The sequence below is a fragment of the Amycolatopsis sp. NPDC003731 genome (assembly GCF_053586895.1).
In genome coordinates, this window is record NZ_JBSFNC010000020.1 from 56,257 (window position 1) to 80,531 (window position 24,275).

Annotated in this window: 20 protein-coding genes; 8 read left to right on the forward strand and 12 right to left on the reverse strand. The window is 72.0% G+C overall.

What is annotated here, in order from left to right; translation table 11 throughout:
• Positions 1-48 precede the first annotated feature (48 nt).
• A complete protein-coding gene (locus tag ACWDN5_RS11395) occupies positions 49-1,158 on the forward strand; it encodes a threonine synthase (protein ID WP_449676119.1) in 1,110 nt (369 codons plus the stop codon).
• The gene (locus tag ACWDN5_RS11400) at positions 1,155-1,772 is read left to right on the forward strand and encodes a helix-turn-helix transcriptional regulator (protein WP_449676120.1); all 618 of its coding nucleotides are present in this window, start codon (positions 1,155-1,157) and stop codon (positions 1,770-1,772) included. Before ACWDN5_RS11395 ends, ACWDN5_RS11400 begins: the two co-directional genes overlap by 4 nt.
• 92 nt (positions 1,773-1,864) lie before the next feature.
• Here the strand turns inward: ACWDN5_RS11400 and ACWDN5_RS11405 are convergent, their stop codons facing one another.
• Entirely contained in the window at positions 1,865-2,770 is a 906-nt protein-coding gene (locus tag ACWDN5_RS11405; RefSeq protein WP_449676122.1) for a glutaminase, read from the reverse strand.
• A gap of 160 nt (positions 2,771-2,930) precedes the next feature.
• On the opposite strand from ACWDN5_RS11405, the gene ACWDN5_RS11410 reads away from it, so the two are divergent.
• The 3 genes from ACWDN5_RS11410 (at position 2,931) to ACWDN5_RS11420 (ending at position 8,369) form a co-directional block, all read left to right on the forward strand.
• Positions 2,931-4,319, forward strand: coding sequence for an amino acid permease (locus ACWDN5_RS11410; protein WP_449676123.1), 1,389 nt, complete (start codon positions 2,931-2,933; stop codon positions 4,317-4,319).
• Positions 4,320-4,430: 111 nt separating this feature from the next.
• The gene (locus ACWDN5_RS11415) at positions 4,431-5,432 is read left to right on the forward strand and encodes a LacI family DNA-binding transcriptional regulator (RefSeq protein WP_449676124.1); all 1,002 of its coding nucleotides are present in this window, start codon (positions 4,431-4,433) and stop codon (positions 5,430-5,432) included.
• 99 nt (positions 5,433-5,531) lie between these two features.
• A complete protein-coding gene (locus tag ACWDN5_RS11420) occupies positions 5,532-8,369 on the forward strand; it encodes a glycoside hydrolase family 2 TIM barrel-domain containing protein (protein ID WP_449676125.1) in 2,838 nt (945 codons plus the stop codon).
• 3 nt (positions 8,370-8,372) lie between these two features.
• Here ACWDN5_RS11420 and ACWDN5_RS11425 read toward each other — a convergent pair whose 3' ends face one another.
• Positions 8,373-9,050 carry an NUDIX hydrolase gene (locus ACWDN5_RS11425; protein WP_449676126.1) on the reverse strand — a complete coding sequence of 226 codons (678 nt, stop codon included), beginning with the start codon at positions 9,048-9,050 and terminating at the stop codon, positions 8,373-8,375.
• Positions 9,051-9,127: 77 nt separating this feature from the next.
• Here ACWDN5_RS11425 and ACWDN5_RS11430 point away from each other — a divergent pair, with 77 nt between their 5' ends.
• Positions 9,128-10,129, forward strand: a complete 1,002-nt coding sequence (locus ACWDN5_RS11430) for an SPFH domain-containing protein (RefSeq protein ID WP_449676128.1) — start codon at positions 9,128-9,130, stop codon at positions 10,127-10,129.
• Complete coding sequence (locus tag ACWDN5_RS11435) at positions 10,126-10,995, forward strand: NAD(+)/NADH kinase (RefSeq protein WP_310972772.1); 870 nt, start codon at positions 10,126-10,128, stop codon at positions 10,993-10,995. Before ACWDN5_RS11430 ends, ACWDN5_RS11435 begins: the two co-directional genes overlap by 4 nt.
• An 87-nt stretch (positions 10,996-11,082) precedes the next feature.
• On the opposite strand, the gene ACWDN5_RS11440 is transcribed toward ACWDN5_RS11435, so the two are convergent.
• Both ACWDN5_RS11440 and ACWDN5_RS11445 read right to left on the reverse strand, forming a co-directional pair.
• Positions 11,083-13,305 (reverse strand): glycoside hydrolase family 15 protein, encoded by a 2,223-nt coding sequence (locus ACWDN5_RS11440; RefSeq protein ID WP_449676130.1) that lies wholly within the window; start codon positions 13,303-13,305, stop codon positions 11,083-11,085.
• A 182-nt stretch (positions 13,306-13,487) separates the two neighbouring features.
• Entirely contained in the window at positions 13,488-14,183 is a 696-nt protein-coding gene (locus ACWDN5_RS11445; protein ID WP_449676132.1) for a TetR/AcrR family transcriptional regulator, read from the reverse strand.
• An 87-nt stretch (positions 14,184-14,270) separates the two neighbouring features.
• Between ACWDN5_RS11445 and ACWDN5_RS11450 the strand changes: the two genes are divergently transcribed.
• Positions 14,271-15,266, forward strand: a complete 996-nt coding sequence (locus tag ACWDN5_RS11450) for an aldo/keto reductase (RefSeq protein WP_449676133.1) — start codon at positions 14,271-14,273, stop codon at positions 15,264-15,266.
• Here ACWDN5_RS11450 and ACWDN5_RS11455 read toward each other — a convergent pair.
• The 8 genes from ACWDN5_RS11455 to gcl all read right to left on the reverse strand — a co-directional run bounded on the left by ACWDN5_RS11455 (position 15,245) and on the right by gcl (position 24,274).
• Complete coding sequence (locus ACWDN5_RS11455) at positions 15,245-16,345, reverse strand: glycerate kinase (RefSeq protein ID WP_449676134.1); 1,101 nt, start codon at positions 16,343-16,345, stop codon at positions 15,245-15,247. The two genes, ACWDN5_RS11450 and ACWDN5_RS11455, sit on opposite strands and share 22 nt — an antisense overlap.
• A complete protein-coding gene (locus tag ACWDN5_RS11460; RefSeq protein WP_449676135.1) occupies positions 16,342-16,719 on the reverse strand; it encodes an allophanate hydrolase-related protein in 378 nt (125 codons plus the stop codon). Before ACWDN5_RS11460 ends, ACWDN5_RS11455 begins: the two co-directional genes overlap by 4 nt.
• 12 nt (positions 16,720-16,731) lie before the next feature.
• Entirely contained in the window at positions 16,732-18,177 is a 1,446-nt protein-coding gene (locus ACWDN5_RS11465; protein WP_449676137.1) for an NCS2 family permease, read from the reverse strand.
• Between the two features lie 112 nt (positions 18,178-18,289).
• Positions 18,290-18,772, reverse strand: a complete 483-nt coding sequence (locus tag ACWDN5_RS11470; protein WP_449676138.1) for a nucleoside deaminase — start codon at positions 18,770-18,772, stop codon at positions 18,290-18,292.
• A gap of 1 nt (position 18,773) precedes the next feature.
• Positions 18,774-21,065, reverse strand: a complete 2,292-nt coding sequence (gene pucD, locus ACWDN5_RS11475) for a xanthine dehydrogenase subunit D (protein ID WP_449676139.1) — start codon at positions 21,063-21,065, stop codon at positions 18,774-18,776.
• Complete coding sequence (locus ACWDN5_RS11480; RefSeq protein ID WP_310972781.1) at positions 21,062-21,532, reverse strand: (2Fe-2S)-binding protein; 471 nt, start codon at positions 21,530-21,532, stop codon at positions 21,062-21,064. The genes pucD and ACWDN5_RS11480 overlap by 4 nt, the downstream gene beginning before the upstream one ends.
• Positions 21,523-22,392: an FAD binding domain-containing protein gene (locus tag ACWDN5_RS11485; protein WP_310972782.1), complete on the reverse strand. Its 870-nt coding sequence runs from the start codon at positions 22,390-22,392 to the stop codon at positions 21,523-21,525. The genes ACWDN5_RS11480 and ACWDN5_RS11485 overlap by 10 nt, the downstream gene beginning before the upstream one ends.
• A gap of 193 nt (positions 22,393-22,585) precedes the next feature.
• Positions 22,586-24,274 (reverse strand): glyoxylate carboligase, encoded by a 1,689-nt coding sequence (gene gcl / locus ACWDN5_RS11490; RefSeq protein WP_449676141.1) that lies wholly within the window; start codon positions 24,272-24,274, stop codon positions 22,586-22,588.
• Position 24,275: the final 1 nt, after the last annotated feature.

A 24,275-nucleotide genomic window follows, 5' to 3' on the forward strand; every position in this document is an offset into this window, starting at 1 on the left:
AGACAGTACGTCTAAGCTTGGACTGTTCGTCCAGACCTGGAGGTGGCGGTGGAGTACTGGTACACCGACGAGCGATCGGGGACGCGGTACCCCGGCGACCCACTGCGCTGGCGCGGCGACGACGGCGCCCCGCTGACCGTGGCACCCCGGCCCGGCCTGCGCCCGGCGGACGTCGACACCGGCGTCCGCTCGCTCTGGCGGTACCGGGCGGCGCTGCCCGGCGACCTGCGCCCGGTGTCCCTCGGGGAAGGCTGCACCCCGCTCGTCCCCCGGGACTGGGCCGGTGCCGACGTCCGGTTCAAGCTCGAATGGTTCAGCCCGACCGGCAGCTTCAAGGACCGCGGCTCCAGCGTCATGGTCTCGGCGCTGGCCGGCGCCGGGGTCCGGGAGCTCCTGGAGGACAGCTCCGGCAACGGTGGCTCGTCGGTGGCGGCCTACAGCGCCGCGGCCGGGATCGCGGCGACCGTCCTCGCCCCGGAAGGGACGTCACCGGCCAAGGTGCTCCAGACTCGCGCGTACGGCGCGGCCGTCGAACTGGTGCCGGGCACCCGCGACGACACTGCTGCCGAGGCCGTCCGCCGGTCGGACCGCACGACTTACGCGAGCCACAACTGGCACCCGTTCTTCCTGCAGGGCACCAAGACCCTCGCCTACGAGCTGTGGGAGGACCTCGGGTTCCGCGCCCCGGACGCCGTCGTCACCGTGGCCGGCGCGGGCAGCATCGTGCTGGGTTGCGACCTCGGGTTCGGGGAACTCCTCGAAGCCGGGTCGATCAAGCGGCGCCCGCGGCTGCTGGTCGCGCAGCCGCGCAACTGCTCCCCCCTCGACGCGGCCTTCCACGACCGGCAGCCACCGGAGTTCGCCCCGACCGTCGCCGAAGGCACGGCGATCCGCCGTCCGGTGCGGCTGCCGGAGGTCCTCGCGGCGATCCGGCGCTCGGGCGGGGACACCGCGGCGATCGACGAGGACGCCATCGCCGCGGCCGCCCGCCGCCTGGCGGCCGTGGGCCTGTACGCGGAGCCGACCAGCGCCACGGCCGCGGCGGCGATCGACGTCTTCCGCGCGCGGGGCGCCATCCGTGACGGCGAAACCACGGTCGTCGTGCTCACCGGCTCCGGCCTTAAAGCCGCCGACAAGCTGCGGGAGCTGATCGGATGACCGAGGACGAGCTGCTGCTGCGCGAGGCGGAGAAGATCGCCCACGCCGTCGGCCGGATGTTCCCCGGCCTGTGCGAGGTGGTGCTGCACGACCTGCGCGACCCGGCCCACGCCGTGCGCGCGATCGAAGGCGGCCTGTCCGGCCGCGCGGTCGGCGACCCGGCGACCGAGCTGGGCCTGGCCCGGATCGCCGACCCCGGGTTCCCGGACGTGCTGCAGAGCTACCCCAACCGCTTCCCGGACGGCCGGCCCGCGAAGAGCACGTCGATCGGCCTCCGCAACTCGGACGGCGAGTACGTCGCGGCACTGTGCCTCAACCTCGACGTCTCGCTGCTCGGCTCGGCGGCCCACGCCCTGACCCGGCTGGCCAGCACCGACGGACCGGCCCCGGTCACCGAGTCCCTGCGGGCCCGGACGAGCGACGAGCTGCGCGCCCTGGTCGAGGACTACGCGGCCGAGCGCGGCCACACGCCGCGCAGCCTCCCGGCGGCCGCCAAGAAGGACCTCGTGCGGTCGCTGAAGGAACGGGGATTCCTGGAGCTGAAGAACGCGGTGCCGTCACTGATCGACCTGCTCGGGATCTCGCGGGCCAGCGTCTACAACTACCTGCGCTGACGTCAGAACCTTATTCAGCCGTCGGCCGGCGCGAGAGTCACCGCAGGCGGTGAGCTGCGGTCCGTGGCGCCGTCCTGACCAGAATAAGGTTCTCAGAAGATCGACCAGCCGGTCAGCGTCGTGAACCGGTCGAGGGCGGCGACGCCGGCGACGGAGTTGCCCCGCGCGTCCAGACCCGGGCTCCACACGCAGACCGCGCACCGACCGGGGACGATCGCCACGATGCCGCCGCCCACGCCGCTCTTGCCCGGCAGGCCGACGCGGTAGGCGAATTCGCCCGCCGCGTCGTACGTGCCGCAGGTCAGCATCACCGCGTTGATCCGCTTCGCCGCGCTGAGCCCGAGCAGGCGGGAGCCGTCGTTGCGGAGGCCGTGGCGGGCCAGGAACAACGCCGAGCGGGCGACGTCCGCGCAGCTCATCGCGATCGAGCACTGGCGGACGTACTGGTCCAGCACCGACGGCACCGGGTGGCGCATGTTGCCGTAGGAGGCCATGAAGTACGCGAGGGCGCGGTTGCGGTCGGCGTGCCCCGCCTCCGAGGCCGCCACTTCGGGGTCCACGGCGATCTCGGGACGGCCGCTCTCCTGCCGGAGGAAAGCCAGCAAGGCGTCCGCCGCGTCGCCGTGGCGGGCCAGTTCGTCGGTCACCACCAGCGCGCCCGCGTTGATGAACGGATTGCGCGGGATGCCGTCCTCGTGTTCCAGCTGCACGAGCGAATTGAACGGGTCGCCGGACGGTTCCCGGCCGACGCGCGCCCACACGCCGTCGCCGCGCGAAAGCGTCAGCGCGAGGGTGAACACTTTGGACATGCTCTGCACGGAGAACGGGTGCTCCCAGTCGCCGACGCCGTGCACCGCACCGTCCACTTCGGCCACCGCCATGCCGAACCGCCCCGGCTCCACCCTGGCCAGCGCGGGAATGTAGTCCGCGACGGCGCCGCGGCCGACGTCGGTCGCGACGTCGTCGGCTATCCGGTCCAGCAGCGCCGCGAGATCCACGGGCCCGAGCGTAGAAGGCGCTTCGGAACGGGCCGCGGGCACCCCGGGTGGAACCGGGTCCGCGATTCGCGGAACGATCTTCGCGTGATGTCCGGCACACCTTAAGTCTTCCTTAGCCTGCTTGGTGACCTGCCGCACACGGCTCTAGCGTCCGATAACCATGGATTCCTCGCTGCTCACCGAAAAAGGTGAAAGCTACTCGAAAGCGCTGGGCAACCGCCAAGTGCAGATGATCGCCATCGGCGGCGCGATCGGCGTCGGGCTCTTCCTCGGCGCCGGTGGCAAGCTCCACCAGGTCGGCCCGTCGCTGATCTTCTCGTACGCGATCTGCGGGATCGCCGCCTACTTCGTGATGCGCGCGCTCGGCGAACTCGTCCTGCACGAGCCCAGCTCCGGCAGTTTCGTCACCTACGCGCGGAAGTTCATCGGGCCGTGGGCCGGCTTCGCCTCCGGCTGGATGTACTGGGTGAACTGGGCGATGACCGGGATCGCCGAGATCACCGCGGTCGCCATCTACGTGCACAAGTGGCTGCCGGGCGTGCCGCAGTGGATCACCGCGCTGATCGCGCTGGGCGTCCTGCTGGTGGTGAACCTGCTGTCGGTCAAGGTGTTCGGCGAGCTGGAGTTCTGGTTCTCGGTGGTCAAGGTGCTGGCCATCGTCGTCTTCCTGGTCGTCGGCGCGGGCCTGGTGGTGACGAGCGCGGACATCGGCGGCACCCCGGCCGGCGCGCACAACCTGACCGGCCACAGTGGACTCTTCCCGGCGGGCATCGGCATCGCGCTGATGACGCTGCAGGCGGTCATCTTCGCCTACTCGGCGATCGAGGTCGTCGGCATCGCGGCCGGCGAGACGAAGGACGCCCGCAAGGTCCTGCCGAAGGCGATCAACGGCGTGGTCTGGCGGATCGGCGTGTTCTACGTCGGCTCGGTGCTGCTGCTGGCGATGCTGCTGCCGTGGCCGTTCTACAGCGGCGGCGAGAGCCCGTTCGTGACGGTGTTCAGCCGCCTCGGCATCCCGGGCATCGGCGACGTGATGAACGCGGTGGTCCTGACCGCGGCGCTGTCCAGCGTCAACTCAGGCCTGTATTCGACGGGCCGGATCCTGCGCTCGCTGGCCGAGAAGGGCGAGGCGCCGTCGTTCGTCAGCCGGATGAGCCGCCGCCAGGTGCCCTACGGCGGGATCCTGTTCACGTCGGTCGCGTACGTGCTGGGCGTGGTGCTGAACTACCTGGTGCCGAAGGAGGCGTTCGACATCGCCATCGCGATCGCGTCCCTGGGTGTGATCAGCACCTGGGCGACGCTGATCTTCTGCCAGTTGCGCCTGCGCCAGGCCGCCCTGCGCGGCGAGCTCGAGCGCCCGGCGTACCGGATGCCGTGGGCCCCGTACAGCGGCTGGGCGACGCTGGGATTCCTGGCCCTGGTGGTGGCCCTGATGGGCTTCTCGGACGGCGCCGAGAAGATCGCGTTCTACTCGATCCCGGTGCTGGCGGTGGTCTTGGCGGTGGGCTGGCGGTTCGTCAAGCGCCGCGAACGCACCCCGCTCGGGTAGCGGGCCCGCGGCCGATGCCGCGAATGACTCATTCGGGACATCCGGCGTCCCGAATGAGTCATTCGCGACGCCGGACGGGTTCGCCGGCGGCGGGCGGGCATACTCGACCCCGTGTCCTCGAGCAGCACGGAACCGCGGCGGGTGACGATCCACGACGTCGCCCGCTCGGCCGGGGTCTCCCGGCAGACCGTCTCGCGCGCGCTCAACGACAAGGCCGAGATCGACGGCACCACGAAGCAGCGGGTCCTCGACGCCGCCCGGGAGCTCGGGTACCGGCCCAGCCGGTTCGCGCGGGGGCTGGTGCGGCCGGACACCACCACCATCGGCCTCGTCGTGCCGGATCTGCTCAACCCCTTCTTCACCGAGGTCGCGAAGGGCGCCCTGGAAGCCGCCCGGGCGCGCGGCTGGCACGTCGTCGTGCACGACACCGCCGACGACCCCGAGCAGGAACTCGCCACGCTGCGGGTGATCGGCACCCAGGTCGACGCCGTCACCGGCTACTTCGGCCGGGCCGACGAGGACCTCGACCGGCTCACCGCCGGCATCCCGGTCGTCCTCATCGACCGCGAGCCGCGCACGCCGCGGTTCAGCGGGGTCGTGGTCGACGGCGAGGACGGCGTCCGCGAGGCCGTCGCCCACCTCGTCTCGCGCGGACACCGGCGGATCGGCATGCTCGACGGGCACCCCGCCCCGAGCGTCCGCCGCCGGTGGTTCCTGCGGGCCGCCGCCGAGTGCGGCGTCTCGGTGCAGCCCGGTTGGATCGCCGCCGGTGCCCAGAGCGTCGACGGCGGCGGTGCGGCACTGGCCGCCCTGCTCGCCGCCCACCCCGACGTCACGGCGCTGTTCGCCTTCAACGACGTGATGGCCATCGGCGCCCTGCGCGAGGCTCGCCGGTTCGGCCTGCGCGTGCCCGCCGACCTCGCCGTGATCGGGTTCGACGGCCTCACCCTCGGCACCCTGGTCGAGCCGGAGCTCTCGAGCGTCGCGATCGACACGCGCGCGGTCGGCGCGCTGGCCGTCGAGCAGGCGGCCCGCCTGGTCACCGGCGCGGCGCCCCTCGACCCCGCCGAGCTGATCGTCCGCGCCCGCCTCCACCTGCGCGAATCCGCCTGATCCCTTGACACCCAGTCCCGTCGCGCAGCACACTGCGGAGCGGTCCGTGAACGTTCACGGGAACGTTCTCGGGCGCCTGCCGAGCGCGGAAAGGACCTCATGTCGTACCTCGAAGACCCCGGCCCGGGCCGCGGTTCCCTTCCGCCGCGCGCGGCCTTCACCTCCGACGCGCCATCGTTGTCACTGAACGGCACCTGGCGGTTCCGGCTGTCGCCGAGCCTCGCGGCCGCGCCGGCGGGGATCGAAAGCGGGGACTTCGACGACTCGGCGTGGGACGAGCTGCCGGTCCCGTCGCTGTGGCAGCTGCACGGCCACGGGCGCCCGGCCTACACGAACGTGCCCTACCCCTTCCCGGTCGACCCGCCGCACGTGCCGTCGGACAACCCGACCGGCGACCACCGGCTGCGGTTCGACCTGCCCGCGGACTGGCCGGCCGGGTCCGCGGTGCTGCGCTTCGACGGCATCGACTCCTGCGGCCGGATCTGGCTCAACGGCACCGAACTCGGCGTCACGCAGGGCAGCAGGCTTCCGTCGGAGTTCGAGGTCGGGTCGCTGCTGCGGCCGTCCGGGAACGTCCTCGTCGTGCGCGTGCACCAGTGGTCGGCGGGCAGCTACCTCGAAGACCAGGACATGTGGTGGGCCTCGGGCATCTTCCGCGCCGTCACCCTGCTCGCCCGCCCGGCCGGCGGCATCGGCGACTACTGGGTCCGCGCGGACTACGACCACACCACCGGCCTGGGCACGGTCCGGGTCGAGACCGGCCCGGACGTCCTGCTGGACATCCCCGAACTGGGCGTCGCCGGCCACCCGGCCGGGGACGCGCTGGAGCTGCCGGTCGAGCCGTGGAGCGCCGAGACCCCGCGGCTTTACGAAGGCACGCTGGCCACCGCGGCCGAGCGGGTGCCGGTGCGCATCGGGTTCCGCACCGTCACCATCGAGGGCGGGCAGCTGAAGGTCAACGGCCGGCCGCTGATGTTGCGCGGGGTCAACCGCCACGAGCACGATCCGCGTACCGGGCGCGTGGTCTCGCCGGAGACGGCGCTGGCCGACGTGCTGCTGATGAAGCGGCACAACATCAACGCGGTCCGCACCAGCCACTACCCGCCCGACCCGGCGTTCCTCGAGCTGTGCGACGCGTTCGGCCTGTGGGTGATCGACGAGTGCGACCTGGAGACCCACGGCTTCGAGCTGCTCGGCTGGGCCGGCAACCCCAGCGGTGAGCCGAGGTGGGCCGAGGCGTACCTCGACCGGATGCGGCGCACGGTCGAGCGGGACAAGAACCGGCCCAGCGTGATCCTCTGGTCGCTGGGCAACGAAAGCCACACCGGCGAGAACCTCGCGCGGATGGCCGAGTGGGTCCGCCACCGCGACCCGAGCCGGCCGATCCACTACGAAGGTGACCAAGACTGCGCCTACGTCGACGTGCACAGCCGGATGTACGCCACGCACGAGGAAGTCGACCGGATCGGCCGCCGCGACGACGACAACGCGCGCCGCCGGAACCTGCCGTTCCTGCAGTGCGAGTACGGGCACGCGATGGGCAACGGCCCGGGCGGCCTGCTGGAGTACCGCGAGCTGTTCGAGCGGTACCCGAACTGCCAGGGCGGGTTCCTCTGGGAGTGGATCGACCACGGTCTCGCCGCCGACGGGCACTTCGCCTACGGCGGGGACTTCGGCGAGCCGATCCACGACGGCAACTTCGTCATCGACGGCCTGCTCTTCCCCGACCGGACGCCGTCGCCCGGGCTGGTCGAGTTCGCGAAGGTGATCGAACCGGTGCGGATCTCGGCCGGCGACGGCGGGATCGAGGTGCGCAACCACTACGACTTCGCCGACACCGGACACCTCACGTTCACCTGGGTGCTGGAGGACGAGGGAATCGCTGCCGCCGAAGGTGTTCTCGACGTTCCGTCCGTCCGATCCGGACAGAGCACAGTGGTCCCGCTGCCCGCCCTGCCCACGACGGGCGGTGAGGCGTGGTTGACGGTGTCCGCGTCGCTGGCCTCGCCGACGGCGTGGGCGCCGGCCGGGCACGTCGTCGGCTGGGGGCAGCTGCCGGTGTCGGCGGCCCCGGTCGCGGCGCCGCTGCCCGCGCGCGGACCGGTGTTCCGCACCGGCGGGCGGCTGGTGCTGGGCGCCGGCGAGTTCGACCCGGCGACGGGCATCCTGTCGGCCCTCGGCGGGCACGCGGTGGCCGGCCCGCGCCTGGACGTCTGGCGCGCGACGACCGACAACGACCGCGGCACGTTCGCCGGGCGGCCCGCCGCCGACCAGTGGCGCGAGGCCGGGCTGCACCGCATGCAGCACCGGGTGATCACGGTCGACGCCGACGGCGAGGAACTGGTGGTGCGCACCCGGGTCGCGCCGCCGGCCCAGCCGTTCGGGCTGTTCGCCGACTACACGTGGACGGCGTTCGACGACCGCCTCCGGCTGCGGGTCCAGGTGACCCCGGACGGCGAGTTCCCCGGCACGCTTCCCCGGCTCGGCCTCGCGATGGCCATCCCGGGCGAGTGGGGCACGGCGGAGTGGTTCGGCGGCGGCCCGGGCGAGGCGTACCCGGACAGCCGCCAGGCGGCGCGGATCGGCCGGTTCTCCAGCAGCGTCGACGGCTTGCAGACGCCGTACGTGTACCCGCAGGAGAACGGCAACCGCACCGCGGTCCGCTGGGCTCGTCTGACCACGCCGGACGGCGCGGGCCTCCGCGTGGACGGCGACCCGCTCTTCGAATTCACGGCCCGCCGCTGGACCGCGGCGGCGCTGGAGGAGGCGCGCCACACCGACGACCTGGTGCCGGACGACGTGGTGCACCTGACGCTGGACGTCGCCCAGCACGGCCTCGGGACGGCGTCGTGCGGGCCGGGGGTGCTGCCGCAGTACCGGCTGTTGCCGCAGAAGACGGAGTTCACCCTGTGGTTCCGGGCGGTGTCGGGCCGCTAAGGCTCAGTTCCGCAGCATCGGCGGGTACAGCACCTCCGCCGCACCGCGCCGGTACAGCCGGGCCGGGCGGCCACCGTCGCGCGTGGTGGTCCGGCCCGTCGGCTCCAGCAGCCCCTCCGCTCCGGTCACCTTCCGGTGGAAGTTGCGCGGGTCCAGCCGCGTGTCCCACACCAGCTCGTACACCCTCCGCAGCTCCGCGACCGTGAACTCCGGCGCGCAGAACGCCGTCGCCAGCGGGGAATACTCCAGCTTCGCCCGGGCGCGCTCGACGCCGTCGGCCAGGATGCGGTCGTGGTCGAACGCTAGTCGTTCGCCCCGCAGCTCGCGCACCGGCGCCCAGCGAGCCTCCGCCGCGTCCGTGCCCGCGCGCGGCACCGGCAGGTCCGGCGCCAGCGCCAGGTAGGCCACCGTCACCACCCGCATCCGCGGGTCGCGGTCCGGGGCGCCGTAGCCCGCCAGCTGTTCGATGTGGACGGTCCCCGGCGCCAGCCCCGTCTCCTCCGCCAGCTCGCGGCGCGCCGCGTCCGCCAGGTCCTCGTCCTCCCGGACGAACCCGCCGGGCAGCGCCCACTCGCCGAAGTACGGCTCGACACCCCGGCGCACCAGCAGGGCGCACAGCTCCTCCCCGGTCAGGGTGAGCACGACCAGATCCACGGTGACGGCGAACGGTGGGTGACCCATGCCACCCACCCTAATCGTCAGCTTGACGATTAGCCACCCGAGCCCATATCGTCACCCCGACGATAAGAGGAGGCTTCATGGCCGACATCGACCGCCGGTTCGGGTTCCGGCACCTGCGCGGTGCCCCCACCGTGCACATCCGCCACTACCGCCGCGGCAAGCTCGCGCACGACGGCGTCGGGCTGTCGTTCTGGTACCGGCCGCTGACCGCGGTCGTCTCGGAGGTCCCGGTCGACGACCGCGAGCTGCCGCTGCTGTTCCACGCCCGCACGGCCGACTTCCAGGACGTCACCGTCCAGCTCGCCCTCACCTTCCGGATCCAGGACCCGGCACTGGCCGCCCAGCGCATCGACTTCTCCATCGACCCGGACACCGGCCGCTGGCGAAGCGATCCCCTGGCGCAGATCAGCGGGCTGCTCACGGAGAACGTGCAGCAGTACGCCGTCGAGGTGCTGACCCGCATCGACCTGGCCACCGCGCTGGTCGACGGCGTCAGCGCGGTCCGCGACCGGATCCGCGCCGGCCTGGCCGAGGAGGACACGCGGCTCGCGCAGACCGGTTCGGCGGTGATCGACGTCCGGGTCGTCGCGATCCGGGCCGAGCCGGAGGTCGAGAAGGCGCTCCAGACGACCGCCCGGGAGAAGGTGCAGCAGGAGGCCGACCGCGCGACCTTCGAACGCCGCGCGCTCGCCGTCGAACGGGAACGCGCGATCAGCGAAAACGAGCTGCAGAACCAGATCGAGCTGGCCCGCCGCGAGGAGCAGCTGCTCGCCCAGCGCGGCGCCAACGCCCGGCGGCAGGCCGAGGAAGCCGCGGCGGCGAACCGGATCGAGACGGAGGCGCAGGCGTCGCGCGAAGAACGGCTGACGCAGGTGAAGGCCGACGGCAAGCGAGCGCTCGGCGAAGCGGAAGCGGCGGGTGAAGCGGCGCGGCTGGCGGCGTACCGCGATCTGCCGAAGGGCGTGCTGACCGGGCTGGCGCTGAAGGAACTGGCCGGCAACCTGCCGCAGATCGAGAGCCTGGTGCTGACGCCGGACCTGCTCGCGCCGCTGCTGACGAAGCTGGGCGTCCGCTCGTGAGCCTCGCCCCGCGGGTCGTGCTCGTCCACCGCCGCACCGAGCTGGACGAGCTCGTCGCCCGGCACGGCACCCGCGGCCAGGCCGAGTTCTTCCTGCGCACCCGCGGCCGCGACCTCGCCGAGGTGCTCGAAGCCGACAGGACCCTGCGTGCCGCGCTCGCCGCGGCCAGTGCCGCCATCCCGCTGGACTGGCGCCGCGGCGAAGTCGAACGCGCGGACCTCGACCGGTTCCTCTTCACGCCGGAGGACGTCGTCGTGGTGGTCGGGCAGGACGGCCTGATCGCCAACGTGGCCAAGTACCTCGACGGCCAGCCGGTGATCGGCGTCGCGCCCGGTGCCCCCGGCGTCCTGGTCAAGCACCCGGTCGAGGCGGTCGCGGACCTGGTGCGGTCCACGGCCGACGTCGAACACCGGACGATGGCCGAGCTCACCGCGGACGACGGCCAACGGCTGCTCGCCCTGAACGAGATCTACCTCGGGCACGCCGGGCACCAGACGGCCCGCTACCGGCTGGGGGTCGGTGGCGGGCCGGCGGAACGCCAGGCGTCGTCGGGGATCCTGGTCGGGACGGGCACCGGGGCGACCGGCTGGTGCGGGTCGGTGTGGCGGGAACGCCGCAGCGGCCTGCCCCTGCCGGCGCCCGGCGAGGCCCGGCTGGTCTGGTTCGTGCGGGAGGCGTGGCCGTCGCCGACGACCGGAACCACCTGCACCGAAGGGGAACTGACGCGGGCGCCGCTGACGGTCGAGGTCGAATCGGACCGCCTGGTGGCGTTCGGCGACGGTCTCGAAGCCGACACCGTCGCCCTCACCCGCGGCCAGACGGCGACCTTCGCCCCGGCGGCGAAGACCGTCCGCCTGGTGCGGTGACGGAACGGACGACACGCGTGCCTGGAGGGACGACACGCGTGATTGGAGGGACGACACGGCGAGGGGGCGTGTCGTCCCTCCGGCGGGTCAGGTGCCGTAGCGGGACTTGACGATCGACGGTGTGTCGAGGTTGTGGCCGGCATCCATGCTCTGGGCCAGGCGCAGGTACTGGCCCTCGGCCCACATCAGCGGGCCCGCGCTGCCGGTCGGGCGGCCGAGGCCGAAGCAGGCGACGTCCGCGCGGTCCCAGACCTGCTCGGGCACGAAGTAGCCCTCGTTGACCGAGTCCGCCATCGACTTCAGGTACACCGCGGCCGAGCGGCCGTTGGCCAGTTCGTACTGGCCGCGTTCCCCCGACAGCACCGGCCACAGGCGGCCGAAGCGCTGGCTTCCGTTCGCCGGCCAGCCGCTGCAGTTCGCGGTGCTCTCGCCGTAGTTGTCGTGCGGGTAGCGGTGGAAGTAGATGTCACCGTTGGGCAGGGTGACCTGCACCGAGGAGTTGCCGTCCGAGGCTGCGGCCGTCGGGGCCACCGAGTTCGCGATCGTGGCGTCGCCGGCCGGGCGGACGCCGAGGCGGACCAGGTCGAGGAAGCCGAAGTCGGTGACGTCGTGCTCGTAGAAGCAGCCTTCGTCGAAGCAGATCGTCGCCGTGTCGTTCGGGTTGCCGGCCCGGTCGAGGCGCTCGTAGTACGTGTGGCCGCCCCAGTATCCGGACGTCGTCACCGTCCAGCCCGCCAGGGAGTTGCGCCAGGTGTCCGCGGTGGACTCCCAGGACGTGGCGCTCGCCGTGTCGCCGTTCGCCCGGGCGAGCGCGCCCGCCGCGATCAGGCCGGCGATCTCCGCGGCCACCGACGACGGCGACTTGCCGTACTGCTCCTCCCAGCGCTCGGTCGTGTCCGGGCCCGTGGCGACGATGTGGTTGGCCGTGGTCTTGACCTTGGCGTACGTGGCGGCGTCGGTGAGTCCGGTCAGCCAGGCCAGGAGGATCGCGTCGGCGTCCTGGTCCAGCTGTTCGCAGCAGCCGAGTTGCTGGGCGCTCGCGCCGCTCACCCCGGAAACCGGGCTGTAGCGCGGGAACGCGCCTGCCGGGTAGGTGGTGCCGTCGCCGGCGGTCGGGGTGGCGATCCACTGGGAGTTCCAGAGGAACTGCGCCATCCGCTTGGCTTGGGCGGTGTCGCCGGCGGCCAGGAGGCCGGTGGCCTGCTGGTACAGGTCCCGGCCCCAGACTCGGTGGTAGCCGTCGTTGAGGTGGTCCCCGTTCGTGTAGTCGCCCCAGGGGGTGGCCAGGCCGGCGACGCTGGCTCCCGGGTGCTGTTTGTCCTCCGCCGTCTTGAGCGCCATGGCCGCCACGTAGTAGGCGCGACGTCGCTGGGTGTCCCCGGAGACACTCGCCGGGGCCGGCTTGAGGCTGTTCACGTACGTGTTCCAGCCGCTTCGGTAGGACGTCGAGACCGCGGTGAATCCGCTGCTCAGGGAGCCGCTGGCCGAGGACGTGGCCGCTGCCGCGGTGCTGCCGTAGCCCAGGGCGACGGTGAACGTGGTGTCCGTGCCGACCGGGATCTGGCCGCACTGGACGACGTTGCCGTTGCCGGCGATGTTGTCGAACTGGTTGTCGAGGTTCTTGTCGGCGCGCAGGTCGGCCAGGCAGTCGCTGCCCGCTCCGGCGTAGCCGTTGTCGTGTGCCGTGAAGCCGGTGGAGGCTCGCAGGGCGGAGACGACCGTGGTGGGTGAGCCGCCGAACAGCGTTTCGGTGCCGCTGGCGACGAGGCCCGTGCCGTCCCACCAGGCGTTGTCGTTCGCTCCTCCGCCGGCCATGGAGGGGTTGGCCAGGAGGTACAGGCGATAGGTTCCGCCGTCGAGGGACTGGAAGCGGGTGTTCGTCAGCAGGGTGGCGCGGGCGGGGTCGGTGACGTAGTTCGTCGTGATCCGGTACTTGCCGCTCTTGGCCGTGTTGGTGATCGTGTACTGGAGCGACTTCTCGTCCGGCATGGTCACGGCGTGGTTCGTGGCGTCTCGCTCGAGGTCCACGAAGGTGCTGCCGTCGGTGACGATGTACTGCATGTCCTGCATGTTGGGGACGTCGGCCCGGGGGTAGAAGACCTCCGAGGTGACGCCGTTCGCGACGGTGAACCAGACCGGGCTGGCGCTTGTCGTCGCCGTTCCGAGGGCGGACTTGTTGCCCGTGGCCCAGGAGGCTCCTCCTCCGCAGCAGTCTGTTGCCGTTCCGGCTGCTTGGGCCGGTGCCGGGAGGAGCGCGGTGAGCAGGATTGCTGCTCCTGCGCAGGCCAGGACGGCTTTCCACCTGATCATTGCGGGCCTCCGACGGCGTTGTCGATGCATATGTTGTTGGCTGCAACATATTGAGGTCTGGGGTGATGACAGGCAATGTCCGGTCGTTCTGTATCGATTCCGACTTGGGCCGGACGGAGTAGTTGCCGCAACCCCAAAGCCCGGGTGCGCGGGGCCTGGGTTGCGCGGGGTCGGCTTGCGCTTTATGCGTCGGCTATGCGGTCCAGCCACTCGGCCAGGAGGGTTCGCTCGGCTTCGGTCAGTGCCGTTGCGCCGTCGAGGCCCGCCCTCAGTGCTATCGCGCGCTCGGCGAGGCCCGAGTCCTGGGGCTGCTCTGTTCCGGTCAGGATTCGGGTCAGTACCGTCTCGCGTGCCGTGGCCGACAACTCGGGGTCGCGCTGGTCCTCCGGTGTTGCGATCTGCGTCAGGACCACGCCCATCCCTGCCGCGTGGGTGAGGCGGGCCGCCCTCTCCACGCTCACCCTGAGCCTCCCCGCCTCCGCGACGCGCTCGACGATGCTTCGCAGCATCGCCTCCGCTTCCCCCGCCGCCGGGGACGTTCGGCCCGGGCGTGCGTCGCCGTACATCAGGACGTAGAACTCCGGGCGGGACAAGCCGAACTCGATGTGCAAGTCCCAGCCTCTCCTCAGGTCCTCCACCGGGTCGCCCGTCGAGCCCATCGCGCGCTTGCTCTTGAGGTACTCGTCGAAGCCGTACGCCGCCACCGCGTCCAGGAGGCCGTCCTTGTCGCCGAACAGGCGGTACAGCGCCGGGGGCTGGACGCCCGCTGCCGCGCTCACCGCTCGGGTCGACAGCCCGTCGCGACCCTCGGCCGCCAGCAGTGCCGCCGCCGCCTGGAGGATTCGCTCACGGGTGTCCAGCGCCGTCTTCGTTGCCATGGTTTCGATGGTAACAAATCTCCGGTAGCACTTGTTCGGTATCGCTGGTAGCGTTGTAGCGGTACCGACGGAAACACAGGAGAACCGATGTTCACTCGCACCCTCGGCCGGACCGGTCCGGCCGTCAGCGCCCTCGGCCTCGGGCTGATGGGCATGTCCGATCTGTACGGCCCCGCCGACGAAGCCGAGTCCATCGCGACCATCCACGCCGCCCTCGACGGGGGTGTCACCCTGCTCGACACCGGTGACTTCTACGGCATGGGGCACAACGAAATGCTTCTGCGCGACGCCCTGCGCGGGCGCGCTCGCGACCACGCCGTGATCAGCGTCAAGTTCGGCGCCCTGCGCGGCCCCGATGGTTCCTGGCTCGGCTACGACAGCCGTCCCGAGGCCGTCAAGACCTTCCTCGCGTACAGCCTCCGGCGGCTCGGCACCGACTACGTCGACGTCTACCGGCCCGCCCGGCTCGACCCCGCCGTGCCGATCGAAGAGCAGGTCGGGGCCCTGGCCGAGCTCGTCCAGGCCGGCTATGTGCGGCACATCGGACTGTCCGAAGTGGGCGCGGACACCCTGCGCCGCGCCGCTGCCGTGCACCCGATCTCCGACCTGCAGATCGAGTATTCGCTGCTCTCGCGCGGGATCGAAGCCGAGATCCTGCCGGCCGCGCGGGAGCTCGGCATCGGCGTCACCGCCTACGGCGTTCTGTCGCGCGGGCTGCTCAGCGGCCACTGGACGCCGTCTCGGGAGCTGGCCGCCGGGGACTTCCGCGGCTACAGCCCGCGGTTCCAGGGCGAGAACCTCGAGCGCAACCTCGCCCTGACCGACGCCCTCGCGAAGATCGCCGCGGCCAAGGGGGTCACCACCGCGCAGCTCGCCATCGCCTGGGTCGCCGCGCAGGGCGATGACGTCGTTCCGCTCGTCGGTGCCCGGACCCGTGCGCGCCTCGCCGAGTCACTGGGCACCTCGGACGTCGAGCTTTCCGGCACCGACCTGGCCGAGATCGAGGCCGCCGTCCCGGCCGGGGCCGCCGCCGGCGGGCGGTATGCCGCCGCCCAGCTCGATCACCTCGACAGCGAGAAGTAGTCGGCCGCCACCCGGTGCGCCAGGCGGCGCAGCAGCGGGGCCGCCTCCGCCATGCAGCGCGCCGGGTCCGGCTCCAGGTCCGTCAACGCGTAGGCGACCGAGATGCCCGCCTCCTTCAGCTGCACCGAAGACAGCCGACAGCGGCCGGAGACCGCGACGCACGGGATGCCCTTGGCCGCCGCGGCCGCGGCCACCCCGGCCGGGGCCTTGCCGGACAACGTCTGCTCGTCCAGCGATCCCTCGCCGGTGATGACCAGCGAAGCTCCGGTCAGGGCCGCGTCGAAGCCGAGCAGGTCCAGGAGCAGCTCGATGCCGGGCCGCACGCGGGCGCCCAGGACGGCCATGGCGGCGAAGCCCACTCCCCCGGCCGCTCCGGCTCCCGGGCGCTCGGCGAACTCGGGTCCGGCGATCGAGGCCCAGTGCCGCAAGGCGGCATCGAGGGTCTCGACGTCGTCGGGGGACGCTCCCTTCTGGGGTCCGTAGACGGCCGCGGCCCCGCGTGGCCCGCAGAGCGGGTTGTCCACGTCGCTCGCCAGCTCGATGTCCACTTCGGACATTCTCGTCACGTCCAGTGAGGCGAGCCGGGACAGGGCCGCACCACCGGAGGGGAGTTCGCGCCCGGCCGCGTCCAGGAGCCGGGCGCCCAGTGCGGTCAGCAGGCCCGCGCCGCCGTCGGTGCCCGCGCTGCCGCCGACGCCGAGGACGATCCGGCGGCAGCCCGCCCGGACCGCCGCCGCGATCACGTCGCCGGTTCCCGCGCTGGTCGCGGTGAGCGGGGCGGGGGCGCCCGGCAGCCGGTGCAGCCCGGACGCCTCGGCCAGCTCGACGATCGCCGTGTCGCCGCGGACCGCGTAGGACGCGGTCACCGGGAGGCCGGTGGGACCGCGAGCCGGGACCCGCACGCGCCGGTACCCGGCGGCGACGGCCGCGTCGACCGTGCCCTCGCCGCCGTCGGCCACCGGGAGGGTCGTCACCGCCGCCGCGGGGTGGACGTCGGCGAGACCGGCCGCCACCGCCGACGCCACCTCCCCCGCGGTCAGCGACCCCTTGAACTTGTCCGGCGCGATCAGGACCTTCACGCGCTCGCCTTGAACGCCCGCCAGTCGCCGATCTCGGTGATGTCGCGCAGGGCGACGTGCGAGGTGTACGGCCGCCGCAGCAGCATCGCGAACGCCGAACTCCCGTCCGCCAGCTCCACCACCCCCAGCTCCAGCTCGTGCGACTCGGACGGCAGCACCCGGTCCCGCAGGTCGTCCAGCGAGACGTCGTAGACCTCGCCGGTCACCTCGGCGCCACCGTGGGACACCGGGTACAGCGCCGGGCACTGGTCGCCGACCGCGTAGAACCGGTACTTCGCCGCGGTCCGCGCGTTGCCCACGAACGGTGATCCTTCGAGCAGGTGGTGCAGTGGCTCGCCGCGCATGGCGCCGCCGTTGAAGAACATCAGGGCCACGAGGGAACTCCTTTACCGGAAGAGGGCTTCGACGCCGTCGATGGCGAAGTACACCGCGAACACCAGGGCCAGCAGGCTCAGCAGCCAGCCGGCTTCGCGCCACTTGCCGCGGCCGATCTTGATCAGCACGAAGGCGATCAGGCCGGCGCCGACGCCGTTGGTGATCGAGTAGGTGAACGGGATCAGGGCCGCGGTCAGGAACACCGGGATCGTGTAGTCCGGGTCGTGCCACGGGATGGTCCGGCACTGCGCGACCATCATGCCGCCGATGACCACCAGCGCGGGGGCCGCGGCCTGGGCCGGGACGACCCCGGCCAGCGGTGTGAACAGCAGGGTTCCGGCGAACAGCACGCCGGTGACGACGCTGGCCAGCCCGGTCCGCGCGCCCTCGCCGACGCCGGCCGCCGATTCGAGGAACACCGTGTTCGGCGACGAGCCGGTGACGCCGCCCGCGATCGCGCCGGCGCCGTCGACCAGCAGGATGCGGCCCATCCGCGGGACTTTCCCGTTCTTCGACAGCCCGGCTTCGTCGGAGACGCTGGTGATCGTGCCCATGGCGTCGAAGAAGCCGGACAGCACCAGGGTGAACAGGAAGACCGTCGCCGCGAGCGCGCCTGCCGAGGCGAAGCCGCCGAAGAGGTCGATGTGCCCGAAGAGCCCGAAGTCCGGGGCGGCGAGGACGTGGTCGGGCAGTTCCGGGGTCGTGAGCCCCCAGCCGCCGACGCCGAAGCCCTGGTGCAGCACGACGGCGAGCACGGTGGCCACCCCGATGCTGATCAGCACCGCGCCCGGGACCTTCCGGGCCATCAGCACGATCATCAGCAACAGGCCGAAGCAGAAGACGACGATCGGCCAGCCGTGCAGGTGCCCGCTCGCCCCGAGCCGCACCGGGACCGTGGTCTGCGCCGAGTCCGGCACCCGGGTCACGAACCCGGCGCTGACCAGGCCGACCAGGGCGATGTAGAGCCCGATCCCGACGGTGATCGCCATTTTGAGCGGCCGCGGGATGGCGTTCATGATCCGTTCGCGGACCCCGCTGACGGCCATCAGCACGATGCAGACGCCTTCGAGCACAACCAGGCCGAACGCCTGCGCCCAGGTCATCTCCGGGGCCATCTGGAAGGCGACGATGCCGTTGATGCCCAGGCCGGCGGCGAGCGCGAGGGGCGCGTTGCCGACGAGTCCCATGAGGACGGTCATCACGGCGGCGGCCAACGCGGTCGCCGTGGTCACCTGCGCGGCCGAGAGCCGGGCGCCGGTGATGTCGGCGGAGGCGCCGAGGATGAGCGGGTTGAGCAGCACGATGTAGGCCATCGCGACGAACGTGGTGACGCCGCCGCGGACTTCACGGCCGATGGTGCTCTGCCGGGCCCGGAGTTCGAAGAGCTTGTCGAGCAGTGAACGGCGTTGCGGGGGTACTTCGTCGACTACGGGGGTGGGGACTTCGGTCTGGGTCATGCGTCCTGCCCTTGCCGGTGGGGGTGCTCGGCCAGGGCCAGGCACCACGCCGTGCCTGGCCGAGCGGGACGTTCGATTCGGTTGTGCTCCGGTCAGCTGCTGACTTCGTGGGTCAGTAGTCGGTGCGGTCGGCTTTGTCGAGCCAGGCCGCGAAGGGGGCGAAACCGTCCTTTGCGGACAGCCGGGTCACGGGGACCGTCCACGTCTCGCGCGGGCGGTCGAAGAGTTCGTAGAAGGCGCGGTCGTCGAAGCCGGCCTTGGCCGCGTCGTCGCGGTCGGCGGCGAAGAGGACCTTGTCCACCCGCGCCCACAGTGCCGACGACAGGCACATCGGGCACGGCTCGCAGCTGGAGACGAGCACGCAGCCGTCCAGCTTGAACGTCCCCAGTTCCTGGCAGGCCGCGCGGATCGCGACGACTTCGGCGTGCGCGGTCGGGTCCAGGTTCGCCGTGACGCGGTTGACGCCGGTCGAGACCACCTTGCCGTCCCGCACGATCAGCGCGCCGAAGGGGCCGCCGCCGTTCTCGACGTTGTGCGTGGCGATGCGGACGGCTTCGTCCAGCCAGTCCTGTTCGGTCGAAAGGGACGTGGTCATCTCAGACTCCGGTGATGTGCTCGGGGCGGATCGGGACGCGCGGCAGCTCGAGGCCGGTGGCCGCGCGGATGGCGTTGGCGATCGCCGGCGTGGCCGAGATCGTGGGTGGTTCGCCGACGCCGCGGACGCCGTAGGGCGCGTGCGGGTCGGGGCGCTCGAGGACGTCGACGCGCATCGGCGGCATGTCGAGGATGGTCGGGATGAGGTAGTCGGTGAACGACGGGTTCCGGACCTTGCCGTCCTTGACCAGGATCTCCTCCATCACCGCCAGGCCGAGGCCCTGCGCCGAGCCGCCCTGGATCTGGGCGACGACGGCGTCGGGGTTCATCGCCTTGCCGACGTCCTGGGCGCAGTCGAGCTGCACCACCTTGACCAGGCCGAGGTCCAGGTCGACGTCGACCACCGCGCGGTGGGCGGAGAAGCCGTACTGGACGTGGGCGTCGCCCTGCCCGGTTTCCGGGTCCAGGGGGTAGGTCTTGCGGTGGTGGAACTCGCGGGTCTCCTCGATCGCCGTGTCGCCGAGCAGCTCGGCCAGGTCCGCGACGACTTCGCCGTCGGCCGCGACCACCTTGCCGCCGGCGAGCGTCATGCCCTCACCGGAGACGCCGAGGCGGCCGTACACCGCCTCCGCGACCGCGCGGCAGGCGTTGCGGACCGCGCCACCGGTGACGTAGGTCTGCCGCGACGCCGAACTGGAGCCGGCGTCGCCGACGCTCGTGTCGGCCGGGTGCACGCTCACCCGCGTCACGCCCAGCTCGGTGCGGGCGATCTGCTGCTGCAGCGTCACCAGCCCCTGCCCGACCTCCGCGGCGGCGGTGTGCACCATCGCCACCGCCTCCCCGCCGAGCACCTCCAGCCGGACGCGGGCGGTCGAGTAGTCGTCGAGGCCTTCGGCGTAGGAGATGTTCTTGATCGTCACGCCGTAGCCGACCCCGCGGACCACGCCTTCGCCGTGGGTGGTGTTCGACGCCCCGCCCGGGAGGTCGCGGATGTCCCGCGCACCGGCGGGCACGGGCGGCAGCGGCAGGTCGCGGACCCGCTGGACCAGTTCCGCCACCGGCGCCGGGAAGTCGACCACCTGCCCGGTGACCACAGTGGACCCTTCGCTCAGCGCGTTGCGGATCCGCAGTTCCGCCGGGTCCAGGCCCAGAGCGGCCGCCAGCTTGTCCATCTGGGACTCGTAGGCGTACGTCGGCTGCACCGCGCCAAGGCCGCGCATCGCCCCGCAGGTCGGGTTGTTGGTGTAGACGCCCCAGCCCTCGATGTGCGCGTTCGGGACGTCGTAGGGACCGACGCTGAGCGTGGTGCCGTTGCCGACCACGACCGGCGTCTTGGACGCGTACGCGCCGCCGTCGAAGTACAGCTTCGCCCGGACGTAGACGAGCTTCCCGTCGCGAGTGGCGCCGTGCTCGTAGTACATCTTCGCCGGGTGGCGGTGGACGTGCCCGAAGAACGACTCCAGCCGGTTGTAGCTCATCTTCACCGGCCGGCCGGTGCGCAGGGCCAGCATGCAGGAATGGATCTGCATGGACAGGTCCTCGCGGCCGCCGAAGGCGCCACCGACGCCGGACAGCGTCAGCCGCACCTTCTCCAGGGGCAGGCCGAGGGCCTTCGCCGTCTGGCGCTGGTCGACGTGCAGCCACTGGGTGGCCAGGTAGAGGTCGACGCCACCGTCCTCGGCGGGCACCGCGAGCCCGGACTCCGGGCCGAGGAACGCCTGGTCCTGCATCCCGATCTCGTAGACGCCGGACACCACGACGTCCGCGGTCGCGTCCGGGTCGCCCTTGACGATCCGCTGGTGGCGGACCAGGTTCCCGCCCGGGTGCAGCTTCGGCAGCGTGTCGTCGTGCGCGGCCCGCTCGGGGTCGGTGACCGGCTCGAGGACGTCGTACTCGACGACGATCTCCTTGAGCGCCTGCCGCGCGATCTCCGGGTGGTCCGCGGCCAGGATCGCGACCGGTTCCCCCTGGTAGCGCACCAGGTCGGCGGCCAGCGCCGGGGTGTCCTGGAACTTGAGGCCGTAGACGTTCTCCCCCGGGACGTCCTCGTGCGTCAGCACCGCGTGCACCCCCGGCTGGGCGAGCGCGCGGGAGACGTCGAGGCGGACGATCCGGGCGTGCGGGTGCGGGCTGCGCAGGGTCGCGCCCCACAGCATGTCCTCGTGCCACAGGTCCGACGAGTAGGCGAACTCGCCGCGCACCTTGAGCGTGCCGTCCGGGCGCAGCGGGCTCTCGCCGATGCCGCCGGCGATCGTGTCGTGCAGCTCCTGCGGGGAGCGGGCCGGGGCGCTCATCGGACGGCCTTGCGGGCAGCGGCGTCGCGGACGGCGTCGAGGATCTTCTCGTAGCCCGTGCAACGGCAGAGGTTGCCGGCCAGGGCCTCGCGGATCTCGACGTCGGACGGCTCGGGGCTCCGCTCGATCAGGTCGTGGGCGGCCACCAGCAGGCCGGGGGTGCAGAAGCCGCACTGGACGGCGCCGCGCTCGACGAACGCCTCCTGCACCGGGTCCAGGGCTTCCCCGTCGGCCAGGCCCTCGACCGTGACCACCTCGCGGCCCTCGGCCTGCCCGGCCGCGACCAGGCAGGCACACGCCGGGACGCCGTCGAGGTAGACCGTGCACGAACCGCATTCTCCCTGCTCGCAGGCGTTCTTCGAGCCGGGCAGACCGAGCCGCTCGCGCAGCAGGTAAAGGAGGCTCTCGCCTTCCCAGACGTTGTCCGCCCGGCGGGGTTCGCCGTTGACGGTGACGTTCACGCGCACTTCGCGCTCCCTCCGCAGTATTCGGTCCAGGCCCAGGTCAGCGTCCTTCGCGCCATGACGCCCAACGCGTGGCGCCGGTAGGCCGCGCTCCCCCGGACGTCGTCGATCGGCGACGCGGCCGCCGCGACCAGGTCGCCGAAGCGGCGTTTCACCGAGTCGGTGATCGGCTTCGGTGACTCCCAGTCGAGCTCGGCGGCCAGGAACTCCTCGGCGTCGAAGGCCCGCCGCGGGGTCGGCGCGGCCGAGCCGACGCCGGTGCCGACCCGGCGTTGTTCCGGGTGCAACGCCAGGCCGAAGGCGGCGACGGCGATCACCATGGCGTTGCGGGTGCCGATCTTGCTGAACTGCTGCGGCCCGGTGGCCGGCGCGAGCAGGACACCGGTGATCAGCTCGTCCGGTTCCAGGACGTTCTTCTTGACCCCGATGTAGAAGTCCTTCGCCGCGACGATCCGCGTCCCGCGGACGGAGGCGATCTCGACCTCGGCGTCCGCGGCCAGCAGGGCCGGGTGCGCGTCGCCCGCGGGCGAGGCCGCGCCGAGGTTGCCGCCCACCGAACCGCGGTTTCGGATCTGCGGCGAGCCGACCGTCCGCGCCGCCATGGCCAGGCCGGGCAGCCGCGTGCCGAGCTCGGTGATGATCCGGGTGTAGGGCACGGCCGCGCCAATCCGGATCCGGCCGCCGTCGGTGCCGTGCTCGTGCAGCTCGGACACGCGCCCGAGGTCGAGGAGCGACTCCGGGCGGCGGTGGTCGAAGTTGAGCTCGACCATCACGTCCGTGCCGCCGGCGATCGGGACCGCACCGGGGTTCGCGGCGCGCGCGGCGAGCGCGTCGGCCAGCGAGGCGGGTCGGAGGAATTCCACTGTGGACGTCCTTTCGGGGCTGCTTCGGCAAGAAGTACACACGCTGAGCTGTGGCCGCGACCACGGCAAAACCCCTGAAAGACGGGTGAATTTCCGGCCCGCGTTTGTACTTTCCTCCAACGCCTTGATCGCGGGCGCGCCAAGGCCGCCGCACGAGGTCGGGACTCGTGCGGCGGCCGTGGTCACGCGGGTGTTACGCGGGCTCGAACTCCTTCACGGCGTCGAGGGCGGCACCCATCGCCGCGTTGCCCTCGCGCTCGATCATGATCTCCACCAGGACCGGGCGGCTGGTGCGCAAGGCTTCCTTGCGCGCCCACTCCAGGGACGTCCGGATCTCCCCCGGCTCGTGCACGCGGGTGCCGGAGCAGCCGTAGGCCTCCATGATCTTCACGTTGTCCGTGCCGATCGAGTCGTAGTGGATGTCGACCTCGAAGTTCATCTCGTAGCCGGTCTCGGCCTGGCGGATGAGCCCGAGGTACTCGTTGTTCAGCATGATCAGCACGAACCCGACGTCGTACTGGGCGGCCACCGCCAGCTCCTCGACCAGGAACTGGAACGAGTAGTCGCCGACCACGCCGACCACCTCGGCGTCCGGCCGGGCCTTCTTCACCCCGATCGCGGCCGGGATCTCCCAGCCGAGCGGGCCGGCCTGGCCGCAGACCTGGTAGTGGCGCGGCTTGTGCGCCTTCTGGAACTGGCCCGACCAGATCTGGTACAGCCCGATCGCGGTGACGAAGTAGGTGTCCTCACCGAAGGTCTCGTTGATCTCCTTGAACACGCGCGGTGCCTTGATCGGCAGGCCGTCGAAGTCGTCGCGCCGGGGCAGCGCCTCCTTCAGCTCGCCGATCCGGGCGACCCACTCGCGCCGAGGCGTCACCGAGCGCTGCTCCAGCGCCGCCAGCAGCGCGTCGAGGAACTCCCGCGTGTCCGAGACGATCCCGAGGTCGGGGCCGAACACCTTGCCCAGCTGGGTGGGTTCGATGTCGACGTGGATGAACTTGCGGTCGCCGCGGTAGACCGACAGCTCGCCGGTGTGCCGGTCGCCGAACCGCGCGCCCAGCGCGAGCACGAGGTCCGACTCCAGGAAGGCCGCGTTGGCCCAGCGCTGGGACGTCTGGATGCCCGCCATCCCGGCGAACAGCTCGTGGTCCTCGGGGAAGCTGCCCTTGCCCATCAGCGTCACCTGCACCGGGACGCCGAGCCGCTCGGCCGCGGCCCGCAGCCGCTCGCTCGCCTCCCCGAGGACGACCCCGCCGCCGGCCAGGATCAGCGGGCGCTCGGCGGCCAGCAGCAGGTCCAGCGCCCGCTCCACCCGGGCGGGCGCCGGCGTCACCCGGGTCACCGGCAGCGGCGAGTCGATCGAGGAGTCCCACTCGATGTCCTGCTTCTGGACGTCGATGGGCAGGTCGATGAGCACCGGGCCGGGCCGGCCCGAACGGGCGATCCGGAACGCCTCGCGGAAGATCCACGGCAGCTGCGCGGCCTCCTTGACCTGGACCGCCCACTTCGTCACCGGCTTGGCGATCTCGACGATGTCGACGGCCTGGAAGGCCTCCTGGTGCAGCTTCGTCGTCGCCGCCTGGCCGGTGATGCAGATGATCGGGATCGAGTCCGCGTGCGCGGTGTAGAGCCCGGTGATCATGTTCGTCCCGGCCGGGCCGGACGTGCCGATGGCGATGCCGACGTTGCCGTTCGTCCTGGCCCAGCCGTCGGCCATGTGCGTCGCGCCCTCTTCGTGGCGGACGATCAGGTGCTCGATCGCCCGGCCTTGTAGGGCGTTATACAGCGGGAGGATGGCGGCGCCGGGGCAGCCGAAGACGGTGTCGACGCCTTCGCTCTCCAGGACGTCGACGACCGCCTGCATCGCGGGGATCCGGGGCATG

What these genes read in the sequence shown, in the direction of transcription:
- ACWDN5_RS11400 (WP_449676120.1), top strand. Translation starts at nt 1,155, where the DNA reads ATGACCGAGGACGAGCTGCTGCTGCGCGAGGCGGAGAAGATCGCCCAC.
- ACWDN5_RS11410 (WP_449676123.1), top strand. Translation starts at nt 2,931, where the DNA reads ATGGATTCCTCGCTGCTCACCGAAAAAGGTGAAAGCTACTCGAAAGCG.
- ACWDN5_RS11420 (WP_449676125.1), top strand. Translation starts at nt 5,532, where the DNA reads ATGTCGTACCTCGAAGACCCCGGCCCGGGCCGCGGTTCCCTTCCGCCG.
- ACWDN5_RS11425 (WP_449676126.1), bottom strand. Translation starts at nt 9,050, where the DNA reads ATGGGTCACCCACCGTTCGCCGTCACCGTGGATCTGGTCGTGCTCACC.
- ACWDN5_RS11430 (WP_449676128.1), top strand. Translation starts at nt 9,128, where the DNA reads ATGGCCGACATCGACCGCCGGTTCGGGTTCCGGCACCTGCGCGGTGCC.
- ACWDN5_RS11440 (WP_449676130.1), bottom strand. Translation starts at nt 13,305, where the DNA reads ATGATCAGGTGGAAAGCCGTCCTGGCCTGCGCAGGAGCAGCAATCCTG.
- ACWDN5_RS11445 (WP_449676132.1), bottom strand. Translation starts at nt 14,183, where the DNA reads ATGGCAACGAAGACGGCGCTGGACACCCGTGAGCGAATCCTCCAGGCG.
- ACWDN5_RS11450 (WP_449676133.1), top strand. Translation starts at nt 14,271, where the DNA reads ATGTTCACTCGCACCCTCGGCCGGACCGGTCCGGCCGTCAGCGCCCTC.
- ACWDN5_RS11465 (WP_449676137.1), bottom strand. Translation starts at nt 18,177, where the DNA reads ATGACCCAGACCGAAGTCCCCACCCCCGTAGTCGACGAAGTACCCCCG.
- ACWDN5_RS11470 (WP_449676138.1), bottom strand. Translation starts at nt 18,772, where the DNA reads ATGACCACGTCCCTTTCGACCGAACAGGACTGGCTGGACGAAGCCGTC.
- pucD (WP_449676139.1), bottom strand. Translation starts at nt 21,065, where the DNA reads ATGAGCGCCCCGGCCCGCTCCCCGCAGGAGCTGCACGACACGATCGCC.
- gcl (WP_449676141.1), bottom strand. Translation starts at nt 24,274, where the DNA reads ATGCCCCGGATCCCCGCGATGCAGGCGGTCGTCGACGTCCTGGAGAGC.